Annotated in this window: 20 protein-coding genes; 8 read left to right on the top strand and 12 right to left on the bottom strand. The window is 71.7% G+C overall.

Annotated elements, in window-relative coordinates; translation table 11 throughout:
• Window positions 1-16 precede the first annotated feature (16 nt).
• From Vse01_RS17745 to Vse01_RS17755, 3 genes are all read right to left on the bottom strand, one after another.
• Entirely contained in the window at window positions 17-1,324 is a 1,308-nt protein-coding gene (locus tag Vse01_RS17745) for an ABC transporter substrate-binding protein (protein WP_232511336.1), read from the bottom strand.
• Between the two features lie 82 nt (window positions 1,325-1,406).
• Entirely contained in the window at window positions 1,407-2,930 is a 1,524-nt protein-coding gene (locus Vse01_RS17750; RefSeq protein WP_204019252.1) for an aldehyde dehydrogenase (NADP(+)), read from the bottom strand.
• Window positions 2,927-4,111 carry a fumarylacetoacetate hydrolase family protein gene (locus Vse01_RS17755; protein ID WP_093408095.1) on the bottom strand — a complete coding sequence of 395 codons (1,185 nt, stop codon included), beginning with the start codon at window positions 4,109-4,111 and terminating at the stop codon, window positions 2,927-2,929. The genes Vse01_RS17750 and Vse01_RS17755 overlap by 4 nt, the downstream gene beginning before the upstream one ends.
• A 162-nt stretch (window positions 4,112-4,273) precedes the next feature.
• Between Vse01_RS17755 and Vse01_RS17760 the strand changes: the two genes are divergently transcribed.
• Window positions 4,274-5,032 (top strand): IclR family transcriptional regulator, encoded by a 759-nt coding sequence (locus Vse01_RS17760; RefSeq protein ID WP_170863537.1) that lies wholly within the window; start codon window positions 4,274-4,276, stop codon window positions 5,030-5,032.
• A 64-nt stretch (window positions 5,033-5,096) separates the two neighbouring features.
• On the opposite strand, the gene Vse01_RS17765 is transcribed toward Vse01_RS17760, so the two are convergent.
• Both Vse01_RS17765 and Vse01_RS17770 read right to left on the bottom strand, forming a co-directional pair.
• The gene (locus tag Vse01_RS17765) at window positions 5,097-5,351 is read right to left on the bottom strand and encodes a flavin reductase (protein WP_093408090.1); all 255 of its coding nucleotides are present in this window, start codon (window positions 5,349-5,351) and stop codon (window positions 5,097-5,099) included.
• A complete protein-coding gene (locus Vse01_RS17770) occupies window positions 5,348-5,740 on the bottom strand; it encodes a hypothetical protein (RefSeq protein WP_239104285.1) in 393 nt (130 codons plus the stop codon). The genes Vse01_RS17765 and Vse01_RS17770 overlap by 4 nt, the downstream gene beginning before the upstream one ends.
• A 216-nt stretch (window positions 5,741-5,956) precedes the next feature.
• Between Vse01_RS17770 and Vse01_RS17775 the strand changes: the two genes are divergently transcribed.
• Together Vse01_RS17775 and Vse01_RS17780 are read left to right on the top strand one after the other, a co-directional pair.
• Entirely contained in the window at window positions 5,957-6,757 is an 801-nt protein-coding gene (locus Vse01_RS17775) for a helix-turn-helix domain-containing protein (RefSeq protein WP_093408084.1), read from the top strand.
• Window positions 6,748-6,939, top strand: coding sequence for a DUF397 domain-containing protein (locus Vse01_RS17780; RefSeq protein WP_093408082.1), 192 nt, complete (start codon window positions 6,748-6,750; stop codon window positions 6,937-6,939). Before Vse01_RS17775 ends, Vse01_RS17780 begins: the two co-directional genes overlap by 10 nt.
• 207 nt (window positions 6,940-7,146) lie before the next feature.
• On the opposite strand, the gene Vse01_RS17785 is transcribed toward Vse01_RS17780, so the two are convergent.
• Window positions 7,147-8,160 carry an NAD-dependent epimerase/dehydratase family protein gene (locus Vse01_RS17785; RefSeq protein WP_093408079.1) on the bottom strand — a complete coding sequence of 338 codons (1,014 nt, stop codon included), beginning with the start codon at window positions 8,158-8,160 and terminating at the stop codon, window positions 7,147-7,149.
• Between the two features lie 145 nt (window positions 8,161-8,305).
• Here Vse01_RS17785 and Vse01_RS17790 point away from each other — a divergent pair, with 145 nt between their 5' ends.
• Window positions 8,306-8,719, top strand: a complete 414-nt coding sequence (locus tag Vse01_RS17790) for a hypothetical protein (protein WP_139233206.1) — start codon at window positions 8,306-8,308, stop codon at window positions 8,717-8,719.
• On the opposite strand, the gene Vse01_RS17795 is transcribed toward Vse01_RS17790, so the two are convergent.
• The 3 genes from Vse01_RS17795 to Vse01_RS17805 all read right to left on the bottom strand — a co-directional run bounded on the left by Vse01_RS17795 (window position 8,703) and on the right by Vse01_RS17805 (window position 11,221).
• Window positions 8,703-9,773 (bottom strand): winged helix DNA-binding domain-containing protein, encoded by a 1,071-nt coding sequence (locus tag Vse01_RS17795; protein ID WP_170863541.1) that lies wholly within the window; start codon window positions 9,771-9,773, stop codon window positions 8,703-8,705. The two genes, Vse01_RS17790 and Vse01_RS17795, sit on opposite strands and share 17 nt — an antisense overlap.
• 326 nt (window positions 9,774-10,099) lie before the next feature.
• On the bottom strand, window positions 10,100-10,687 hold the full coding sequence (locus tag Vse01_RS17800; protein WP_373870682.1) for an HAD family hydrolase: 588 nt from the start codon (window positions 10,685-10,687) through the stop codon (window positions 10,100-10,102).
• A gap of 45 nt (window positions 10,688-10,732) precedes the next feature.
• A complete protein-coding gene (locus Vse01_RS17805; RefSeq protein ID WP_093408146.1) occupies window positions 10,733-11,221 on the bottom strand; it encodes a GNAT family N-acetyltransferase in 489 nt (162 codons plus the stop codon).
• Between the two features lie 124 nt (window positions 11,222-11,345).
• Between Vse01_RS17805 and wrbA the strand changes: the two genes are divergently transcribed.
• A complete protein-coding gene (gene wrbA / locus Vse01_RS17810) occupies window positions 11,346-11,963 on the top strand; it encodes an NAD(P)H:quinone oxidoreductase (protein WP_093408070.1) in 618 nt (205 codons plus the stop codon).
• Between the two features lie 94 nt (window positions 11,964-12,057).
• Here the strand turns inward: wrbA and Vse01_RS17815 are convergent, their stop codons facing one another.
• Window positions 12,058-13,968, bottom strand: a complete 1,911-nt coding sequence (locus Vse01_RS17815) for an anthranilate synthase family protein (protein ID WP_093408067.1) — start codon at window positions 13,966-13,968, stop codon at window positions 12,058-12,060.
• A 255-nt stretch (window positions 13,969-14,223) separates the two neighbouring features.
• Between Vse01_RS17815 and Vse01_RS17820 the strand changes: the two genes are divergently transcribed.
• The 3 genes from Vse01_RS17820 (at window position 14,224) to Vse01_RS17830 (ending at window position 18,675) form a co-directional block, all read left to right on the top strand.
• On the top strand, window positions 14,224-15,606 hold the full coding sequence (locus Vse01_RS17820; RefSeq protein WP_093408065.1) for an FGGY family carbohydrate kinase: 1,383 nt from the start codon (window positions 14,224-14,226) through the stop codon (window positions 15,604-15,606).
• 124 nt (window positions 15,607-15,730) lie between these two features.
• Window positions 15,731-18,256 (top strand): sensor histidine kinase, encoded by a 2,526-nt coding sequence (locus Vse01_RS17825; RefSeq protein WP_170863536.1) that lies wholly within the window; start codon window positions 15,731-15,733, stop codon window positions 18,254-18,256.
• Entirely contained in the window at window positions 18,253-18,675 is a 423-nt protein-coding gene (locus tag Vse01_RS17830) for a roadblock/LC7 domain-containing protein (protein ID WP_093408063.1), read from the top strand. Before Vse01_RS17825 ends, Vse01_RS17830 begins: the two co-directional genes overlap by 4 nt.
• Window positions 18,676-18,707: 32 nt before the next feature.
• Here the strand turns inward: Vse01_RS17830 and Vse01_RS17835 are convergent, their stop codons facing one another.
• Both Vse01_RS17835 and Vse01_RS17840 read right to left on the bottom strand, forming a co-directional pair.
• Window positions 18,708-19,943, bottom strand: coding sequence for an MFS transporter (locus tag Vse01_RS17835; protein WP_093408061.1), 1,236 nt, complete (start codon window positions 19,941-19,943; stop codon window positions 18,708-18,710).
• 59 nt (window positions 19,944-20,002) lie between these two features.
• Window positions 20,003-21,496, bottom strand: a complete 1,494-nt coding sequence (locus Vse01_RS17840) for a GH1 family beta-glucosidase (protein WP_232511360.1) — start codon at window positions 21,494-21,496, stop codon at window positions 20,003-20,005.
• Window positions 21,497-21,658 lie beyond the last annotated feature (162 nt).

The following is a 21,658-nucleotide window of genomic DNA, read 5'->3' on the forward strand; positions in this document are numbered from 1 at the left end:
CGGCCCACCCGGTCGGTCACTGGACGGTGAATCCCTGCTCGGTGGCGTGCTTCGTCACGTCTTCCTGGAGCCGGTCAGCGGCCTGCGATCCGGTGATGGAGCCGGCGCTCATCTCGCTGATCTGCTTGGTCATGGCATCGAAGTAGTACTGGCCGAACGGGCTGTAGACGACGCCCTGGTAGGCGTTGGCGGCGGGGACGTACACCTCCTTGTTCGCCTGCTGGCCGTCGAAGAACGCCACCTTGAGGTCGACGAACTCGGGATTGTTGAGTGCGGTCAGGTTGAGCGGGAAGATGATCTGGTTGGTCCAGCCGTCGGTGAGCGACTCCTCGTCGGCGTAGAGGCCGTAGGCGGCCTTGGCCGCGAGTTCCGGCTGTTTGGACTGGCTGGTGACGGAGAAGGCCGATCCGCCCCAGTTCACCTGGACCGGATTGTTCGGATCCCACTGCGGCAACGGCGCCACCGCGAACGTGCCGGTGTCGTCACCCTGACCGACGCCCGCGCCGGTCAGGTAACCGGGCGCCCAGGCGGCCGAGATGTAGGTCGCGTAGTTGCCGTTGATGACTCCGGAGATGTACTCCGGGGTGAACTGGTCCTGCGTCCCGACCAAGCCCTTGCGGACCAGACCGCCCCAGTACTCCAGGACGTCCTTCGATGCCTGGTCGTTCAGCCGTACCCCGATCGATTCCGGCTGGGCGGGATCGTAGGTGAACGGGGCTGCGCCCTTCTGGATCTGTAGCGCCATCATCAGCGCCGGGACGTTCGCGCCGAGGTCACCGAAGAGCGGTCCACCGGCGTCCTTCACCTTCTGGGCAGCCTGCTCGTACTCGGCCCAGGTCTTCGGTGGGGTGATCTCGTACTTGTCGAAGATGTCCTTCCGGTAGATCATCGCCAGCGGGCCGCCGTCGACAGGTACGCCGTAGACCGCGTCGCCGACCGAGACGTCCTTCCAGGCGCCGTCGCCGTAGTTGGCCCGGACCGCGTCGAGGCCGTACCCACTGATGTCGACGAGCGCGTTCTGGATCTGGAAGGTCGGGATCCGGTCCATCTCGACCATGATCACGTCAGGCGCGCCGGTGCCCGCCGAGATGGCCGTCTGGAACTTGTCGTACTGGTCGCCGCCCTGCCCGACGTTGGTCCAGCAGACCTGGACCTCGTCGTTGGCCTTGTTGAAGTTGTCCACGACCAGTTGCATGTTGGGGTACCAGGCCCACATCGTCACAACCGGCAGGTCCTGCTTGGTGATGGTGTTGGTGCAGTTACTCGCGTCGCTTCCGCCTTCGTCCGAGGAGCAGGCGGCCAGGCCGCTCGCGGCTACGAGCATCGCCACCGTCGCGAGTGTTCGTGTCGTCTTCATTGACGTGGGTTCCCTTCGGGCTCGGTGCGCGAGGTTCCATGCGTCCACATCAGGGCTGGCGATCGATTCCTGGCAGCCACCTCCCATCGACTCGGCGGGGAATGGCGGTGTACTCGTCTCGCAACTCCGCAGGCAGCATCCACTCCGGGGCGTTCTGCCAGGCCAGCGGGCGTAGGAAGCGTCGGATCGAGGTGGCGCCCACGGAGGTGTGCACGGCATTCGTCGACGGCCAGGGACCGCCGTGGTGCTGGGCCCACGACACCCGGACGCCAGTGGGGTAGCCGTCGAAGACGATGCGACCGGAGCGGGCGGCGAAGACGTCGACGAGCCTGCGTACGGCGACGGTGTCGTCCTCCGGTCCGCTGTGGATGGAGCCGGTGAGCGACGGCGGCACGGTCGCCAGCGCGGCGTCGAGTTCGGTGACGTCGCGGTAGCGGACCACCACCATGAGCGGGCCGAAGCACTCGTCGGTGATCTCGGTGGTCAGGCCCGGCAGGTCGACCTCCAGCAGCGTCGGCGCCACCGTGAAGCCCGCGTCGGCGTCGATCCGGGGTTGCGCGACGAGGCGAGCGCCGGCCTTCTCCAACGCGTTGGCCCCGCTTTCGTACGCGTCGCGGATGCGCTGATTGAGCAGCACCATCCCGCCGGCGGCGGCGACCTTCCCCCGGAGCGCGTCGACAAGCCGGTCTCCGCCCGGGTCCGCCGGAAGGAACGCCAGCCCCGGCTTGGTGCAGAGCTGACCGCCCGAGGCGGTGAAGGAGGCGAACAGCCCGTCGGCGATCTGGTCTCCCCGGCTGGCCGCCGCGTCGGGCAGGACGACGATCGGGTTCACGCTGCCCAACTCGGCGTACAGCGGAATGGGGTCGGCGCGTTCGTCGATGGCCGCCTGGATGGCGCGGGCAGCGCCGATCGAGCCGGTCAGGGCGGCCGCCCGGATCGTCGGCTGGCGCACCAACGAACGGCCGGCCTGCTCCCCGTACACCGCCGCGAGCACGCCGTCGGGCCCATCCAGGTCGCGGACGGCCGACTCGACCGCGTCGGCGGAGGCACGCGACGTCAGCGGATGGGACGGGTGGGCCTTCACGACAGTGGGGCAGCCGGCGGCCAGCGCCGAGGCGGTGTCGCCCCCGGCGACGGAGAAGGCGAACGGGAAGTTGCTGGCGCCGAAGACGGCCACCGGTCCGAGGGGTACGAGCATCCGTCGCACGTCCGGGCCGGGTCCGAGTGGCGTGTCGGCGGCGTGGTCGATGGCCGCCTCCAGGTACCCACCGTCGCGCAGCACCGCCGCGAACATCCGGAACTGGATCGCCGCCCGGGTCAGCTCCGAGTCGAGTCGTGCCTGCCCCAGCCCGGTCTCCGCCTCCGCCGTCGCGACCAGATCCGCACGACGGGACTCCAGGGAGCCGGCGACCGCGTCCAGCAGCTGCGCCCTGCCGGTCCTGCCCAGGTCGGACAGCCACTGTGCCGCTCGGAACGCCTGGCCGGCGATCGTCGCCACGCCAGCCTCGTCCGTCTCGGTGAGATCCGTCGGGTGTTGCCGGCCGTCGCGCGGATCGGTGGTGGTGACTTTCACAGCAGTCCTCTCCTCGCCAGATTGCTCATGAGATCGCGGACGCCGAACCGCCACGGCTCGCACTGCTCCGCGTGCCACACCCGGTTGACCAGGGTGCCGAGCGCCGGGCAGCTGATCCGCACCACGTCGTCGACCTTGTGGGTGAAGCCCTCACCGGGGCGCTCGCGGTCCTGGGTGGGGGCGAACATGGTGCCGAGCATCAGGACGGCGCCGTCGGGGTACTGGTGATGGGGGCCGATCAGCTGCCGGACCAGCTCCGCCGGGTCGCGTGACATCCGCGCCATCTCCGAGGTCGCCGCCAGGTGGAAGTCGTCCACCCCGTGGACCTGGAGACCCACCTCCAGTTCGCGTACCCGGCTGAGCGGAAACCGCTCGTCGAACAGCCGGATCAACGGACCGAGCGCGCATGCGGCGTTGTTGTCCTTGGCTCGGGGGAGCAGCAGCGCCGACCGTCCCTCGACGTCCCGCAGGTTGACGTCGTTGCCCAGGGTGGCACCGACGATCCGACCGCTGGACTGGACGATGAGAGCGACCTCGGGTTCCGGGTTGTTCCAGGTCGAGGCGGCGAGTACGCCGACCGGGACGGCGGTGCCGACGGCGGAGAGCGGCTGACCCTTCGTGAAGATCTCGGCGTCCGGACCGATCCCCACCTCCAGGTACTGACTCCAGAGGCCTTCGGCGATCAGTGTGGCCTTGAGCCGCTCCGCCTCGACCGAGCCGGGGACCAGGCTGTGCAGGTCGGCACCGACGTCCGCGAGCATCCGGCCACGAATGTCCGCCGCGAGGGTCAGGTCTCCCCGCGCCCGCTCCTCGATGACGCGTTCGATCATCGAGACGGGAAACGTCACGCCGGCGGCCTTGACCGCTTGCAGGTCGACCGGGGCGAGCAGCCAGGGCCGGCTCCGGTCCCGGTTCGCGGCACCGGTGTTGGCCAGCAGCTCGTCGAAGCCGCCGACCCGTGGCCCGTCCGACCCGGCCACGGCCTTGGCGGGCTCGGGCAGCTCGCAGATGTCCCGGACGGTCGGAAACTGGCGGCTGAGGTCGATGACGTCGCCGTCGCGAACGGTCACCGGGGAGGGGCCGTCGACGGACGGGTCCCAGATCCGGCCGATGAGGACGCTGTGGTCGACGTCGTCCGGCAACGCCTCGGCGGCACTTCCGAACCAGGGCTCCTTGCTCATCGTCGCTCCCCTGTCGCAGGTCAGAGTCGCCGAGCTGGAATCTGCAACGATCGTAGCGACATGTGCAACGGTGTCAATAGTCGGTTGCGCTGAGGGCGGACTACATTGCATATGATGCAACCGGCGGCCGTCCCGGGTCGCTGCGCGGAGGGAGACAGGACGTTGTCGCAATCGATTCGCCGGGCGGTCGACCTGATCCGTCGCGCCGCGGAGCATCCGCTGTCACTCACCGAGGCGGCGGAGGTCCTGGGAGTGCACAAGTCCACCGCCCTGCGGATCCTTCAGACACTCGAATCGGCCCGCTTCGTCCGCCGGACCGGTGCCGGGACGTACGTGCTCGGCAGCGGCATCATCGAACTGTCGGAACTCGCCCTGGGCTCGATGGACCTGCGCCAGTTCGCCGCCGCGCCCCTGCGTGCGCTTCAGCGCGAGACCGGCCACACCGTGCACCTGGCGCAGCTGACCGGCGACGAGATCATCTATATCGACAAGGTCGACAGTCCCGCTTTCGACGCGGTCAAGCTGCCGTCACGGATCGGGCGGGCGGTCTCGATCTACGCGAGCGCGGTCGGGAAGACCATCCTGGCGTACCTGCCCACGGAGGAACGCGACCGCCTCCTCTCCCACGTCGTCTTCGAACGATTCACCCCCACCACGTACGCCGACCGCGAGTCTCTCGACGCCGAACTCCTCCGCATCAAGGACCAGGGCTGGGCCGTCGACAACGGCGAACACGACACGTACGTCATGTGCGTGGCGGCGCCGATCAGGGACTCGCGCGGGCAGGTCATCGCCGCCGCCTCGATGACCGCGATCGAGGTCATCGCGAGCCTCGACCAGCTCAAGGAGAGCCTCCCGCTGCTGCTCGACACCGCGAACCAGATCTCCCGGGAACTCGGCCACCCCGCCGACCTCGGCTGAGCCCGAGCGGTGGAGCCCGCCCCGGGGCCGCGTCGGGGGAGTGCGCGGACCCGGGGCGGGCGGCTCATCGGGGCCGGGCCGGCACCCAGTCGGTGAAGCGGCGGTGCAGGTCGGTCGGCGGCTCGCTGCCGCCCAGCCCGGCGAGCTGCTCGGCGGCCTCCTCGCGCAAGGTCACCAGATAGACCATCAGGTTGGGCAGGTTCTCCCGGTACTCCGCGAGCAGACGCAGCTTCGCCGGGGAACAAGGCCAGGCGGTCCCGCAGGCCCGGCAGCGCCACGTGGGACGGGACGCGACGTGCTCGACCGGTCCGCTGCTCACCCTCCCGCCCGCGCGGCGGGGAGGGACGGGCGCCGACGCGTGGCGTAGGGGACCGGTGCCAGGCGCACCGGACGCATGCCCTGCGGCATCACGAACAACTGCCGCTTCTCCGTCGCGTCGCCGTGCCGATCGAGCTGGTAGCAGTCGACCCAGGTCCAGGCGTACGGCGGGTGCCGGTCCGGCAGCTCGCGGATCACCCGCACCAGGATCGGGCTGGCGAACTGCGGGGAAGCCGCCCGGTCCAGGAGGTACACGCCGGGAGAGACCCGAGGCGTGCCGTCCTCCCGCATCACCGGACATGGCGAGGGCCGAGCCGGGCCGGCCAACGGGACGCGGGTACGGCGGTGGTGGGCTTCGGCACGGGCACGGCGGGCCTCCTCAGTCGACACGGAGTGTGGGAGGGCCGCCCGAGAGTGCTCGCCCGTCGGGCGGCCCCGTGCTGGTCCCGCCGACGGGCCGTGCCACGTCCGCGGTTCCGCTGGTGACACTCTGGTATGGAGGCCGTTACTCTCGGAAGGTGCTTCCGCCGTCCGGGCTGAGCTGGCGAAACGGCCGCCGATTCGGTGGTGATCTGGGTAATCGATCTTCAGTTTGGGGAGCCTTGAATGCCTGACATGCCGAACCCCGTGGCGTCCTTCATCGTGGGCGAGATCCGCCGGGCACGGGGCGCGGCCGGCATGACCCAAGAGGCATTCGGGCGCGGCGCCGGCTTCAGTGCCTCCCACGTCAGCGCTGTTGAGGGCGGTACTCGGGCATTGACGTTGGAGTTCGCCCGAGGCGCCGACCGCGCGCTGAGCAACGGTGGCCTTTTCGAGCGACTGGCGATGAAGCTCGGCGCACCGTCCTGGTTCCTGCCATGGCTCGACGCCGAGCGCGGTGCGACGCAGCTCCGCTACTTCGAGCCCAACCTGATCCCGGGCCTGTTGCAAAGCGAGGCATACGCTCGTGCTGTCTTACGACTCGATCCCCGCCTGACCGATGACGAGGTGGATCGCCGGGTCACCGGTCGGCTTGAACGGCAGGCCATCCTCACAAGGGAGTCTCCACCCCAACTCGTCGTTGTCGTCGATGAGGCAGCGATCCGTCGCGCGGGCGACGCAGGCGAGAAGATGATGGCCGGGCAACTCTCGCACGTTGTAGCTTGCGCGGAGCGACCCAACATCAGCGTCCACGTCATTCCGGCCGATGTTGGCCTTCACGCGGGGCTGTCCGGTCCACTGTCTCTGGCCCACATGCCGGACGGCAGTTGGATCGGCCACCTCGAAAGCCAGCTGGGCGGTGAGGTGGTGGACCGACCAGCTGACCTCGATACGCTCTTTCAGCGATGGGAGAGCGTCCGGACCGAGGCCCTTCCCCGGCGACAGTCCCTAAACCTCATCAAGGAGGCAGCGAACCAATGGACCTGAACGGCGCGCGGTGGCGCAAGAGCACCCGCAGCGGCACTAGCGGCGGCAACTGCGTTGAGGTTGCCGACAATCTTCCCGGCGTCGTCGGTGTCCGCGACTCGAAGAACCCGAACGGTCCCGCGCTGACCTTCGCCCCGTCCGCGTGGCGTGCCTTCGTCACCCAGATCTGCGATCGGATCTGACCCGGGCGCTTTGCGTTGGCAGCGCGACACGCCGACACGGCACAGCGCTGTGAGCAAGCGCCGGGAGGTACGTTGCTCGCCGGTGACGCCCGCCGGGCCGCCTACAACTACGGGGATGTTGCTGCCTCGCGGTGGCTTGACGCGACAACATCCCCGATGTTGTCGCCGTTCTCGGCCAGCTACGGCGTCAGCGTCCGGCGGCAGGCCTCAGGAGGCTGACTTGGGGCCGTTCGACTGGGCCAGGACGTCGAGCAGTTCGGCCTCTCGGCCGGCGCTCAGGCCGGCCCGCCGGTCACGGTTCAGCCCCGCCTCGCGCTCCCAGGCAAGGGTGTCCGCCAGCAGGTCTGGGCGTGGCCGGTGCCGCAGCCCGGCGGCGACCGCCGCCGCCCCGCTACGCGCCGACCAGCCGGACCAGCCCGGCTCGACCAGCCACATCGGCAGCGACTCCGGGCCCATGTACTGGGCCACGCCCTGGGCCACCAGCCAGTCGGCGTCGACGTCGACCACCGGGCCGGTGTGCCCGCCGATGGCGCGGCACCGGGCGATCCATTCGCCGAAGGGCACCACCGGCCCGACCGCGTTGAACGTGCCGACCGTCCCGGCCGTCGCGCTGTCCAGCAGCCAGGTGACCAGATCGCGCACGTCGATCACCTGGGTCGACAGATCGGGGGTACGGGGTACCAGCATGGGTTCCTCGGGGTCGCGGGCGGCCCGCGCCACCCAGTAGCCGGAGCGATCGGTGTGGTCGCCGGGGCCGCCGATCAACCCGGCCCGGGCCACCAGCAACCGGTCGCCGACCTCGGTCGTGGAGAGCTGCTCGCAGGCCACCTTGGCTTCGCCGTACTCCTCGCGGTCGACCTCGTCGCGGACCGTTGCCGGCAGGGTGGCCGCCGACTCGTCGGCGCCGGGTGTGTCGTGGCTGGCGTAGGCGCTGACGGACGAGACGTAGCTCCAGTGCCGGGCCCGGTCGCCCAGCGCGCGCAGGGCCTGCCGGACGAAGCCGGGCTGCCACGACACCTCGATGACGACGTCCCAGTCCCGGTAGCGCAACCGGTCGTACGCTGTCGGGTCGCGGCGGTCCGCCGAGACCAGGGTCGCGCCGTCCGGCACCGCTCCGCTCTCCCCACGGGCCAGGCAGGTGACGGCGTGTCCCCGAGCGACGGCCTGCCGGGCCACCTCCTGCCCCAGCCATGCCGTTCCGCCGAGCACCAGTGTCTGCATGGCACTCAGCCAAGCAGTGGTGGCGCGGCGCGGCCAAGGATCTCTGCCGTGGGCAGAACGGCCGGGGCGGATTCGCTGACCAGCGCCGAAGGAGGCACGCCCTATCCTGCTCGCGTCATGGTCCGCGCATCCGGGGGAAGACATGATGTCGAAGGTCGTCATTCGGGCCGCCGCCGTCGCTGGCGCGGCAGGCACCCTCGTCGCGGTCTTCGGCCTGCCCTGGGCCTGGTACGGAGACCGGGCCGTCCGCCTCACCGAGTTTCCGGGATGGGCCTGGTACGTCGGCGCGGCCGTCCTGCTCAACTTGGTCACCGCGTGGACGATCGCCGACCCGGGCCGGCGAGGGTGGCTGCCGCTGGTGGCCGGTGGGCTCGGTGGCGTCACGATCGTGGCCGCAGTCGCTGTCATGACCACCTACGCCGACGTGTTCCTCGGCCCGGTCGTCCCCGCGGTCCGTCCGTCGCTCGGACCTGGCGGACCGGTCGCGGTGTTGGCGGGGCTCGCCGGCCTGGCCGCCGTCGCCGGCTCGCGGTACCCGCAGTTCAGTCGCTCCAGCTGACCCGGGGCGGCAGGGCGAGGAAGTCGGCGTACCGGTGTAGCGCCTGCTCGATCTGCTCGCGGCGGGCCGGGCCGAGGTCGGTCAGCGGTTTCACGGTGAGGGTGACGCGGGTCTTGGCCAGGCTGCGTTTCCAGGTGCCGACCACCCGGCCCCCGACCACGACGGTGGCCTGGAAGACGCCGTTGCCACCGGGGATGATGGCCTGCTTGTGCTCGGGGTCGAGCATCAGCGCGCGGTCCTTGTAGCCGAGCAGGTATTCGTCGAAGCCGGGCAGGGTCAGCACGTCGTCCACCACGGCGCGGGGTGCGTCCAGCAGCGGCGTGTGCAGCACCGCCTCGACGCCGTCGACCAGAACGGTGGTCAGCTCCGCACCGGCGGCGGCGATGCCGCGCTTGGCGTCGGCAGCGGTCAGGCCCGTCCAGCCGGCGAAGTCCTGCCGGGTGGTGGGGCCGTGGCTGCGGAAGTAACGCAGCGCCAGGGTGGCCAGCGCCTCGTCGCGGTCGAGCTGTCGCTGGCCGGGCGCCCACTCGTCGAGCAGGGCGAAGGTCTGCTCGGTGCCGACGTTGGGGGCGATGCAGGTGACCCCGCGCTGGGCCGCGTACCACAGCAGGTGGTAGCCGCGCTGCCCAGCACCGTCGATGCCGGCCGCCACCAGCGCGGCCACGCACTCGGTGCGGGTCAGCCGACCGCCACCGGCGAGGATCCCACCCAGTACGTCGGCCGCGCGGTCCGCCTCCGCCTCCGACAGGCCGAGAAACTCACGTCGCTTCGCCGCACCGGCGAGCGCGCGAACGCCGGTCAGCTCCAGCAGCCAGCGGGCGTCGCGGGCCGGCACCAGGTGGATGGTGCCGCGCATCGGCCAGGTCCGCAGTGCCTCCCTACGCTCCAACGCGGCGTGCACGTCGACGTGGGTCGACCCGGGCAGCCGTACGCCAAGCGACCAAATGCCGCTGGCCAGGTCCTGGGCCTGCATGGCGCCGAACCACTCCACCACGTCGGCCACCGTCGTCGGCGCGGCGGCGGTGGGGTGGGGGCGCAGCAGCAGGCTGGTCATCCGCAGCGCGAGGGCCTCGGAGCCGCTCAGCGCGATCGTGCCGGGAGGTGCCACGACGTCGGCCGCCTTCCTTTCGGTGGTCGACGGCAGCATAGGTGCTGACACCGACAACACCGTTCGGGCCGGAACACCGGGCGGTTCCCCCTGATCGCGCTACGCCAACATCGTTGGTGGCGGAGCGCGATCCCCCGTTCAGGTCGACCGGTGTGAGGGCGGCTACGGAAATGCCGGCACCGGTGTCAACAGGATGACGTTTTCCTACCTGTTCGAGAACTGTGAACCACGCAACTTGCGGATATCTTGAGCAAGCCGGGGCGGGCTCGCGGTCAGCCCCGACGGGGTTGCGGCACCCGGACGGCGGCCATGCCGGCTGCGGTCGCGGCCTCGATGCCCAGGTCCGCGTCCTCGAAGACCAGGCAGGACCGCGGCGGTACGCCGAGCAGTTCGGCGGCGCGCAGGAACGGCTCCGGGTCGGGCTTGGGACGGGCGTAGTCGCCCGCGCAGACCAACACGTCGAACCGGTCGAGGATGCCCAGCGCGTCCAGCGAGGCGGTGACCGCCTCCCGGGTGCTGCCGGAGACCACGGCGAACGGGATGCGTCCGTGCGCGTCGTCGATGTGCCGCAGCACACCGGGGATGCCGGCGGCGGTGGGCAGCAGCTGCTGGAACCGCGTCTCCCGGTGCGCGACGACCGTCTCCACCGGCATGTCCAGGCCGTGTTGTTCGTTCAGGGCGACGACGATGTCCGCGGTCGGTCGCCCGGCCCAGGCGTAGAAGAGGTCCTCGGGGAAGGCACAGCCCCACCGGTCGAGGGTGTCCCGCCACGCGATGTAGTGCTGGGGCATCGAGTCGACGATCGTGCCGTCGCAGTCGAACAGGTACGCCTGGAACTCGCCGGTCGGCAGGGGCAGCATCACCGGCCCAGGCTATCCGGCGGTGCGCGACGGTCGACGCGCCGCTCAGAGCCGCCGATACATCACCAGCAGGTCGACGTAGCCGTCGACGGCGTGTCGGAAGCCTTCCGGGATCCGCCCCACCACCTCGAAGCCGAGTGACCGCCACAGCGCCACCGCGCGGGTGTTGACCGCGACCACCGCGTTGAACTGCATCGCCCGGTAGCCGTCGGCGCGGGCCAGGCCCAGCACGTGCTCGCCCAGCGCCCGCCCGATGCCGCGCCCGGCCGCCGACGGAGCGACCATGAAACTGGCGTTTGCGACATGTGCCCCCGGCCCGAGCTGGTTGGGGGTCAGCTTCGCCGAGCCGAGGACCGTGCCGTCGGTGTCGACGGCGACCACGGTGCGGCCCGGCGGAGTTACCAGCCACATCTGTCGGGCCTGTGTCTCGTCGACGTCCCGGGGCCAGGTGTACGTCTCACCCGCCGCGACGATCTCGCGCAGGAAGGGCCAGATGCCGGGCCAGTCGTCGGCGGTCGCGATCCTGATCTCCATCGCCGACCAGCCTGCCAGTACGCCGCCGGTGCCGGCCACCAGATATCCACGCGCGCCGCCCAATGTTTGTCACCGCAAGCATCGGGTAGTCGCCGGAGCTGATCCCAAGGAGGAAGGACGAGCGATGGCGGCACAGGTCAAGGTGGCGGTGATCTACTACAGCGCTACGGGCATCACCTACCAGATGGCGCAGGCGGCCTGCGAGGCCGCCGGTGAGGCGGGTGCGGAGGTGCGGCTGCGCAAGGTACGGGAGCTGGCACCGGACGAGGCGATCCGCTCCAACTCGGGATGGCAGGCGCACCGGATGGAGACCCAGGACGTGGAGGAGGCGCAGCCGGACGACCTCAGCTGGGCGGATGTGGTGATCTTCGGTTCGCCGACCCGCTACGGCCTGGTCGCCGCCCAGCTCAAGCAGTTCATCGACACCACCGGCCCGCTGTGGGCCCAGGGCGCGCTGGCGAACAAGGTCTATTCGGCCTTCACCTCCACCGCCACCGAGCACGGCGGGCAGGAGTCGACGTTGCTGTCGCTGTTCCACGTCTTCTACCACTGGGGCGGGATCGTGGTCACCCCCGGGTACACCGAGCCGAGCCAGTTCACCGCCGGCAACCCGTACGGTGCCTCGCACACCAGCAACAACGGCGAGACCGCGCCCGACCACGTCGCGCTGGGGGCGGTCGCGCTGACCGCCAAGCGGGCGGTACGCATCGGCGCGGCGCTCAAGCAGGGCATGGCCGCCTGAGCGGCCCGACACCACAGGACCGACGGTCCGGGCGGGGGCTCTCAGACCCGCCCGGACCGTCGGCCATGGACAGCGCTACCCGGGATCGGGCCGGCTATGCCTGCGCCGCCGGGGACAACTCACCGGCCGCTGCCGGCAGCAGGTCGCGCAGCAGGTCGGTCAGCACCGCCACCCCGTCCGGGCTGAGCACCGACTCGGGATGGAACTGCACCCCGGCGAAGCCGCGGCCCCGCAGGGCGTGCACCGCGCCGTCGGACTCGTCGCGCGCCAGCTCCACCGGCCCGTACGGCCCATCCAGGCGGCCGGTGGTGGCGCGGGCGGTGAAGGTGGCGTAGAAGCCGACCCGGCGGGGCGTGCCGAAGAGGGTGACCGTGCGTTGCAGCCCCTGGTAGGGGGCGTCCCGGCGGTACACGGGCAGCCCGAGCAGACCGGCGAGGAGCTGGTGACCGAGACAGACGGCGAGCGTCGGGTGCCCGGCGTCCAGCAACCGGGTGAGCAGGGCGCGCAACCTGGTCATCTTCTCCGTGTCCCCGGTCGGGTCACCCGGGCCCGGCCCGACCACCACCAGGTCGTACGCCTGGACCGGCTGCTCGTCCTGCCACGGCCGGACGGTCACCGACAGCCCGAGGGCGCCGAGCTGGTGGGCCAGCATCCCGGTGAAGGTGTCCTCCCCGTCGACGATGAGGGCCCGGCGGCCGGTCAGGGTGGGCAGGGCCAGAGCGCCCGGTGGCCGCTGGTCCAGCCAGAACCGGGCCAGCGGCGCGTTGCGGGCGGCGAGGGCGGCGCGTACCTGCGGATCGTCGGCGAGCCGGTGCGTCGCCCGCGGCCCGGCCGGCGCCTGCGGCCCGAGACCGAGGGCGGCCAGCACCCCGGCGGCCTTGGCGTGGGTCTCCGCGACCTCGGCGGCGGGGGTGGAATGGCGGACCAGGGTCGCACCGACCGGTACCCGCAACTCACCGGCGGGGGAGATCTCGGCGGTACGGATCAGGATGGGCGCGTCGAGGCTCTGCCGGCCCGTCTCGTCGTGGCCGAGCAGGGCCAACACCCCGGAGTAGTAGCGGCGTCCGGTGCGTTCGTGCCGGGCGATCACCCGGCAGGCGTTCTCCATCGGACTGCCGGTCACCGTCGGCGCGAACATCGTCTCCCGCAGCACCTCGCGGACGTCCTTCGTGCCCCGTCCGGCCAGCAGGTACTCGGTGTGCGCCAGGTGCGACATCTCCTTCAGGTACGGCCCGACGACCTGCCCACCGTGCTCGGCGACGGTGGCCATCATCTTCAACTCCTCGTCGAGGACCATGTACAGCTCTTCGGTCTCCTTGGTGTCGGCGAGGAAGCGCAGCAGCGCGGCCCGGTCGGCAGCGGCGCCGGTGTGCCGGAACGTGCCGCTGATCGGGTTCATCAGCACCAGACCGTCGTCGACGCTTACGTGCCGCTCCGGGCTGGCACCGACCAGGGTGCGCGCCCCGGTGTGCACCACGAATGTCCAGTACGCTCCGCGCTCCCGGATCAGCAGTGAGCGCAGTGCCGCCAGCGCGGCGGCCAGCGGGGCACCCTGCACCTGGGCGCGCAGCGTACGGTGGATGACGAAGTTCGCGCCCTCTCCGTGGCCGATCTCGTCAGCCAGCACCCGGGCCACGATGGCGGCGTACTCGTCGTCGCTGATGTCGAAGGCGGCGCCGGTGGTGCGGACGGGCGCGGTCGGCAGGGCGTCGAGGACACCGGCCAGCGGCAGCCGGTGGTGGTGGTCGACGCGGAGGCATTCCAGTGGTACCCCGTCGTCGGCACAGGCGAAGCCCCGCTCGGCGACCTGGCGGTACGGCACCAGGGCCAGCGTCGCCGGGCCGGCGGCTGCGGCGGGCAGCGGGATGTCGACGAGCCGGTCGACGGTCGACACGGCCCCGGTGAACAGGTCGAGATGCTCGGCGCCGTCGCGGCGTAACAGCGCGAACGGGCCGGGGTCGAAGCCGGCGGCGAGCGTGTCGAGCAGGTCGGTGAGCTGGTGCATCGGTCTCCTCAGGCCGGGTGACCACCGTTGGGGGGCGGCCCGGAAACCGGGAGATGACCGGCGGCCGCCTCGTCGGGCGGCCGCGTTGATGAAGCTACGCGCGGGGGAGGGCCGCCGGGTCGGCGGGCCACCAGCAGGTCAATCGCGCAAGCATGCGAACACTCTACGCGTCGGGTGGTCGGCGCGGAAGCCGATCGGCGGACCCGGTGCCCGGCAGCGTTGTCGAGTCACGATCACCGGGTACGTTGACCCGCGATGAAGATTCTCGCGCTGGACCTGGGCACCTCGTCGGTGCGTGGGCTTGTGCTGGACGACGCGCAACCGTTGCCGGGGGCGCTGGCTCGTCGCCGCATGGCGGTCACCGTCGACGACGAGGGTGCCGGCACCCTGGACGCCCGTGCCTACCTGGCCTGCCTGATCGAGTGCCTGGACGAGTTGCACGGACAGGGTTGGTTGGACGGGGTGGAACTGGTGGCGATCAGCGGCCAGTGGCACTCGGTGGTGCCGCTGGGTGCCGACGACGAGCCGCTCGGCCCGGTGCTGACCTGGCTCGACACCCGGCCCGAGCCCTCGGCCACCGCAGTCGGCCCGGTTGACCCGGACGCCTTCCACCAGCGCACCGGCACCTGGTGGCACCGCTGTTACTGGTCGGTGCGGCTGCCCTGGCTGCGAGTCCACACCGGTGACCGGGTGGGCCGGTTCACCGGACTTGTCGAGTACGTGCTCGGCGGGTTGCTCACCGAGGCGCCGATGTCGATGTCCCAGGCGTCCGGCACCGGCCTGTTGGACCTGCACACGCTGGACTGGGACCCGGAGGCCTGCGCGCTGGCCGGCAGCGACGGTGCCGACCTTCCCGAACTGGCCCCGCGCGGCTGGCACGGGAGGCTGCGCGCCGAGTACGGGCGGCGGTGGCCGGCCCTTGCTTCGGCCCGGTGGACGCCACCGCTCGGCGACGGCGCCGCCTCCAACGTCGGCTCCGGCTGCGTCGACCCGACCCGGGCGGCGGTGACCGTGGGTACGTCCTCGGCGGTGCGGCTGTTGCAGCGGATGTCGACGTCCGCCGAGCCGACCGCCCTGCCCCACCGGTTGTGGCGCTACCGCGTCGACCACGACCATGTGGTGACCGGGGTCGCGTACTCCTCGGGCGGGAACCTGTTCGCCTGGGCGGACCGGGAGCTGCGGCTGCCGACCGGCCGCGAGTTGGAGGCGGCGCTGGACCTGCTGCCGCCCGACGGCGGTCGGCCGACCAACGTCCGGTTCGGCGGTGACCGTCCGCCGGGCATGCGCCCGGCCGGGCTGGGCGAGCTGCGGGGACTGGGCTTCGGCACCACTGCGGTGGAGATGCTGGCCGGGCTCATGTACGGGGTGTGCGAGCAGGTCGTCGACGACCTGGTGGTGCTGGAGTCCACGGTCGGCCGGCCGGTGGAGGTGGTCCTCGGCGGCGGCGCGATGGCCGCCTCGAGCTGGTGGCGGAGAGCGTTCGCGGCGGTGCTGGCCCCCCGGCCGGTCCACTTCGCGCGGCACCCGGAGATCGGGGCCACCGGCGCGGCGCTGGTGGCCACCGGCCGGATCGCCGATGCCGTGGTGGTGGCCGACATCGGCCGGACGGATGATCAAGACTCGGCGACCTCGGCATAGGGTTGCGACCAGCAGTACCCTTCCTTAACCGTTCATAAGGGCAGGGCGTTGACACTGCTCCCGGGCCTGGTTGGATGGACGGCGCTCCCCGGACCGCGGCGGACGCGTGGGGGAGGAGGAGCGGGTGGGTGTAGGACCGGAGCAGGCGCACGGGGTGTCGCAGCACCGCCGGCGTCGGTTCGACGTCCGGGTGGTACCCCACCGGCGTCGCTCTGCCCTGCGCCTGCGGGACTGGCGGATGCGGACCAAGCTGGCCACGGTGCTGGTGATTCCGTCGGTCGCCTTCCTGGTGCTGGCGGGGGTGCAGACCGAGAGCCTGGTCAGCCGCGCCAGCGTCCTGGGTGACTTCGCCGCCCAGGTCGGCATCGGACGCGAGATCACCACGCTGACCCACCGGTTGCAGATGGAGCGCGACCGTACAGCCGGGGAACTGCCCGCGCTGCGTGACGCCGCCGACGAGGAGGCGAGCGAGGAGCGGCTGGCCGTGTTGCAGCCCTACCGCGACGCCGCCGACCAGGCAGCGGCGGAACTGCGCGCGGCGGCTGAGCCGTTGGCCGAGGCGGACGCCTCGTGGCGGGACGTCTACGTGGTGGCCTCCCAGGCGTACCAGCAGGTCGGCTACATCCGGAACACGATGACCACGGTGGTGCTCAGCGACGACACCATCATCGGTAACTACCACCGGGCGATCGACGCGTTGCTGAATCTGCTCGCCCAGCCGACGCCCGGCGCCGACCGGCCGGAGCTGGCCGACGCGGTGCTGCGCTACGTGCAGTTCGCCCGGGCCAAGGAACTCTCCTCGCGGGTCCGGGCGGAGCTGTACGCGGCGGCCCGTGCCGGCAGCTACGACTCCGAGGACGCGGCCCAGCTGCCTGACCTGCGGGCGCGTCAGTTGACCGCGCTCGGCGCGTTCCGGATCGCGGCGACGAGCGCACAGGTGACCCGCTACGACGAGATGAGCCTGGACCCCGCCTTCATCGCCGCCTCCCGGATGGAGGAGCAGGCGCTGTCGCAGGGCACGTCCGGGTCGGCGGTGCTTGACGCGGAGCAGTGGTGGACGGCCAGCGAGGCCCGCCACGAGCTGTTGCAGGGCTTTGAGGCAGACGTGCTGTCGGCTTCGGCGCGGCAGGCCGACGACGCGAGCGAGACCCAGCTGCGGGAGACGCTGCTGGTCGTCGGCGTGATCATCACGGTCCTGCTGGTGGCGGTGCTGATCTCGGTGCTGATCGGTCGGTCGTTGGCCCGGTCGATCCGGCTGCTGCGTTCACAGGCGCTGCGGATCGCGCAGATCGAGCTGCCCGAGGCGCTGGCCCGGCTGCGGTCGGTCTCCGGTGGCGTACCGCCGATCGACGTCTCGCCGGCGGTCGTACGGTCGCTCGACGAGATCGGAGAACTGGCCGAGGCGTTCGTCGCGGTGCACCGTAGCGCCGTCGGGGTGGCCGTCGAGCAGGCGAACATGCGTCGCAACGTCAACGCGATGTTCATCAACCTCGCCCGACGCAGCCAGGTGCTGGTGGAGCGGCAGCTGGAGCTGCTCGACGACCTGGAGCGCGAGGAGGGCGACCCCGAGCAGCTGGAGAACCTGTTCAAGCTGGATCACCTCGCCGCCCGGATGCGCCGTAACGACGAGAGCCTGCTGGTGCTCGCCGGTACCGAGTCGACCCGCCGGTGGAACCGGCCGATCGGGCTGAGCGCGGTGCTGCTGGCGGCCAGCGCCGAGATCGAGCAGTACCAGCGGGTGCGGCACGAGGCGGTGGCGGATCTGCACGTGGTCGGGCACGCGGTTGGTGAGCTGGTGCACCTGCTGGCCGAGTTGCTGGAGAACGCGACCGCCTTCTCCCGGCCGGACACCATCGTGCAGGTGATGGCCCGGGTGGAGGGGTCTGGGGCGGTGATCGAGATCGCCGACCAGGGCCTCGGGATGAGCCCGGCGGCACTGGCGGAGGCGAATGCGGTGCTGGCCGCCCCGCCGGCCGCCGACGTGGCGGCGGTCGAGCGGATGGGTCTGTTCGTGGTCAGTCACCTCGCCGCTCGGCACGGCATCGAGGTGCGGTTGCACGGCGGTGCCGGTGGACTGGTGGCCCGGGTACGCCTGCCGCGTCCGCTGCTTGCCGAAGCGCCGCCGCCGAGCCTGGACCCGGTGCCCTCGCCGCGCGGGCTGCCCGTCGCGACACCTCGCCCGGTCGCGGTCGCCCCGGCCGACCCGGGGCCGGCGGATCTGCCGGTGGCCGGGCGACGTCCGACCACGGTGCCCCGCCAGGCCCACCCGGTGCCGGTACGCGCCGAGGACGTGCTCGCCCCGGCAGCGGCACCGGCCAGCGGCGGGAGCGGCTGGTGGTCGCGGGAGGGCCCCTCGTCGTCGGTCGTCCCCGCGGTCGGGGCCGGCGCGCCGGCCCCGCCGGCCGTGCCGGTGACCGCCGGGACGAACGAACGGGGTCTGCCGATGCGGGTGCCGATGGCGCAGCTCAGTGCGGTGACCCAGCCGGCCCGTCCAGAGCAGCAGTCGACGGCCCGCGACGATCCGGATCCGGAAGCCGTCGGCGGGATGTTGTCCAGGTTGTACAGCGGCGTACGGCGGGCAGAGTCTGAGGAGACCACCGAGATACCCGTGCCACCGCTCGGGGCGTGGAGCGAAGGAGGACGGAAGTGACGACGTTGTCGCAGGAGGCTCGCGACCTGAGCTGGCTGGTCAGCGCGTTCGCGGAGCGGGTGCCCGGGGTGGCGCACGCGGTGGTGGTCTCCTCCGACGGGCTGCTGGTCGCGATATCCGACCACCTGCCACGGGACCACGCCGACAAGCTCGCTGCGGTGACCTCGGGACTGATGAGCATCACCGCCGGTGCCGCCCAGATGTTCGACGGGGACGTGGTCAAGCAGACCGTGGTGGAGATGGGCCGGGGCTACTTCCTGGTGATGCAGGTACGCGACGGCTCGATCCTGGCCACCCTGGCGGCGGCGGACGCCGACATCGGCGTGGTGGGCTACGAGATGGCCCGGCTGGCCAAGCAGGCCGGGGAGATGCTGACCCCGGCCCTGCGCGCCGAACTTCAGCAGGCGCTGCCCCGCTGATCCGGCGGGGCAGTGGGCGGCCGGCCGAACGCTTACCGGAGGCCGGGCGCGGGGCCGGGGGTGGTGGGTCGGGAGGCGACCCACCAGGCGACGGTGGCGGCCACGGCGACGACGCCGCTGAACAGGAACGGCGCCTCGATGCCGGCTCGGGCGGCCAGGGCACCGCCGGCCAGCGCGCCCAGCGCGGTGCAGCTGTAGGTGACCACGCGGGAGGCGGCGATGACCCGACCGAGCAGCCCGCCCGGCACCAGCCGTTGGCGTACCGACAGCGCGGCGACGTTGAGCACGGCGAACGCGGCGCTGGTGGTGACCACCACGACCACCGCGACGGCGCGGTGCCCGACGACGGCCAGCAGGACCGGTACGCCGGCGGTGACGGCCATGGACCAGGTCAACACGGACCGGTGCTGGAAGCGGGCGACGAGACGGTCGGCGGCGAACGAGCCGATCAGTCCACCGGCGGCGCCGGTGGCCAGCAGCAGACCGAAGCCGAACGCGCCGAGGCCGAGGGCATCGCGGGCGTAGAGCACGAAGATCGCGAACCAGGCGGTGTCCGCGGCGGCCACGGCAGCGGTGACGAGCACCAGGGTGCGCAGCGTCGGCTGGCGGACGAGCCAGCGCAAACCGGCCAGGGCACCGTCGCCGTCGGCGCTCGGCGGGGCGTCGCCGGCAGCTGCGGTGGCCCGGTGCGCCAGGGTCAGCGGCAGCGAGAGCACGAGCATCACCGCCAGGGCCAGGGTGGCCCCGTTGACGGCGAACGGGATGGCCGCACCCAGCACGAACAGCAGGGCGCCCACCGGTGGGCCGACGAACTCGTTGCCGACGATCTCCCCGGCGACCAGCCGCCCGTTGGCCTTCTCCAACTGCGCGTCGGGGACGAGCCTGGGTACGGCGGTCTGTGCGGCGGTGTCCCGGATGGTCTCGCCGACGCCGAGCAGGAACGCGGCGGCGACGACGAGCGAGATGGTGGCCCAGCCCAGGGCGACCGTGGTGGCCAGCGCGGCCAGCACCACGACGCGGCCGGTGTCGGCGGCGGCGAGCAGCGTACGGGTGGCTCGGCGGTCGGCGAGGGCTCCGGCGAACATCCCGGAGACGAGCCACGGCAGGAACTGCGCGGCGGCAACCGCACCTACGGCCAGCGGGTCGTCGGTGAGTGCGGCGGCCAGCAGCGGGAAGGCGGCCACCCGGATGCCGTCGCCGAGATTGGCCAGCGCGGCGGCGCTCCAGAAGGCCCAGAACGGCCGGCCCAGACGGTTGTGCTCAGGCATGTCGGGATCGTACGTGCCGCGGCGGCGGCCCCGGGTCGGGCCGCCGCCGCGCTGACGCGTCAGACCGCGTTGTCCGCGATGACCTGGCGGTACCAGTGGGCGCTGCGCTTGAACACCCGTCGCTGGGTGGGGTAGTCGACGTAGATCAGCCCCCAGCGCTGCTCGTAGCCCTCGGCCCATTCGAAGTTGTCGAGCAGGGACCAGACGTGGAAGCTCTCCAGCGGCACGCCTTCGGCGATCGCCCGATGTGCGGCGGTCAGGTGGTCGCGGAGGAAGGTGACGCGGCCGTCGTCGTCGACGGTGCCGTCGGCGCTGAGTTCGTCCGGGGTGGGCAGGCCGTTCTCGGTGACGGTGAGGGGGATCGGCCCGTAGTCGCGGGTGACCCGGGTCAGGACGTCGTACATCCCCTCGGGGTAGATCTGCTGCCAGTCCGCCTCGGAGGTGGGCCAGCGGCGTACCGTGCCGCCGGACGCGGTGACGTAGATCGGGGTGTAGTACTGCACCGCGAGCAGGTCGATCGGGGTGGAGATGATCTCCAGGTCACCGTCGCGGATGGCGCGGACCATCCGGCTGTCGGGTCCGAGATCGGCCAGCACGTCGGCCGGGTAGCTGCCGGTCAACGCGGAGTCGAGGTAGAGGCGGTTCTCGTAGCCGTCGTAGAGGCGGGCGGCCTCCGCGGCGGCGGTCGAGTCGTCCGCGGGGTAGCAGGGGTGCAGGTTGAAGGCGGGGCCGATGCGGCTCTTTCCGCCGGTGGCGCGCAGGGCGCGGACGGCGAGGCCGTGGGCGAGTTGGAGGTGGTGGGCGACCAGGTACGCCGCGTCGGGGTCCTGCCGGCCGGGGGCGTGATGGCCGAAGAGGTAGCCGTTCTGCACCACGGTCTTCGGCTCGTTGATGGTCAGCCAGACCGGTACCCGGTCGCCGAGGGCGTCGAAGACGATGCCGGCGTAGTCGGCGAAGCGCTGGGCGACGTCGCGGGACTCCCAGCCGCCGGTGTCCTGCAGGCTCTGCGGCAGGTCCCAGTGGAACAGCGTGGCCATCGGGGCGATCCCGCGTTCGTGCAGACCGTCGACGAGACGACGGTAGAAATCGAGGCCGCGTTGGTTGGCGGCGCCGGTTCCGTCGGGCTGGATGCGCGGCCAGGAGATGGAGAACCGGTAGCTGCGCAGCCCCAGGTCGCGCATCAGATCGAGGTCTTCGGCATAGCGTTGGTAGTGGTCGGCGGCCACGTCGCCGGTGTCGCCGTTGCGGGTGCGTCCCGGCGCCCGGCTGAACGTGTCCCAGATCGATTCGCCGCGGCCGTCCTCCTTGGCGGCGCCCTCGATCTGGTACGCGGAGGTCGCGGCGCCCCAACCGAAGTCGGGCGGGAAGGACCGCCGGGTGCTCGGGCTCGACGCGGTGGCCGTCTCGTCGGCCGGGTCGCCGGGCTGGCAGCCGGCGAGACCGGTGGCCGTGGTGGCCGCGGCGGTGCTGCCGAGGACGGCGCTGACCGGGGTGGCGGCGGTGGCGGAGAGCGCCGCGCGGCGCAGCAGGTGCCGCCTGGTGAGTATCGACATGGGTTCTCCTCGTGGATGGGGACGACCGCCTGAGCCCGGGAGCGCTCCCAACAAAGGGTAGAGGGTAGGCGGTCCCCGCCGGGTCGAGTCGTCACGAGGGGTGGGGCGGACGACCTCGGTGGCGGGATGACGTGGGGTGGGGAAGGGCGCAGTGCCGGTCGG

The sequence above is a fragment of the Micromonospora sediminimaris genome, from assembly GCF_016863575.1.
Classification (GTDB): domain Bacteria; phylum Actinomycetota; class Actinomycetes; order Mycobacteriales; family Micromonosporaceae; genus Micromonospora; species Micromonospora sediminimaris.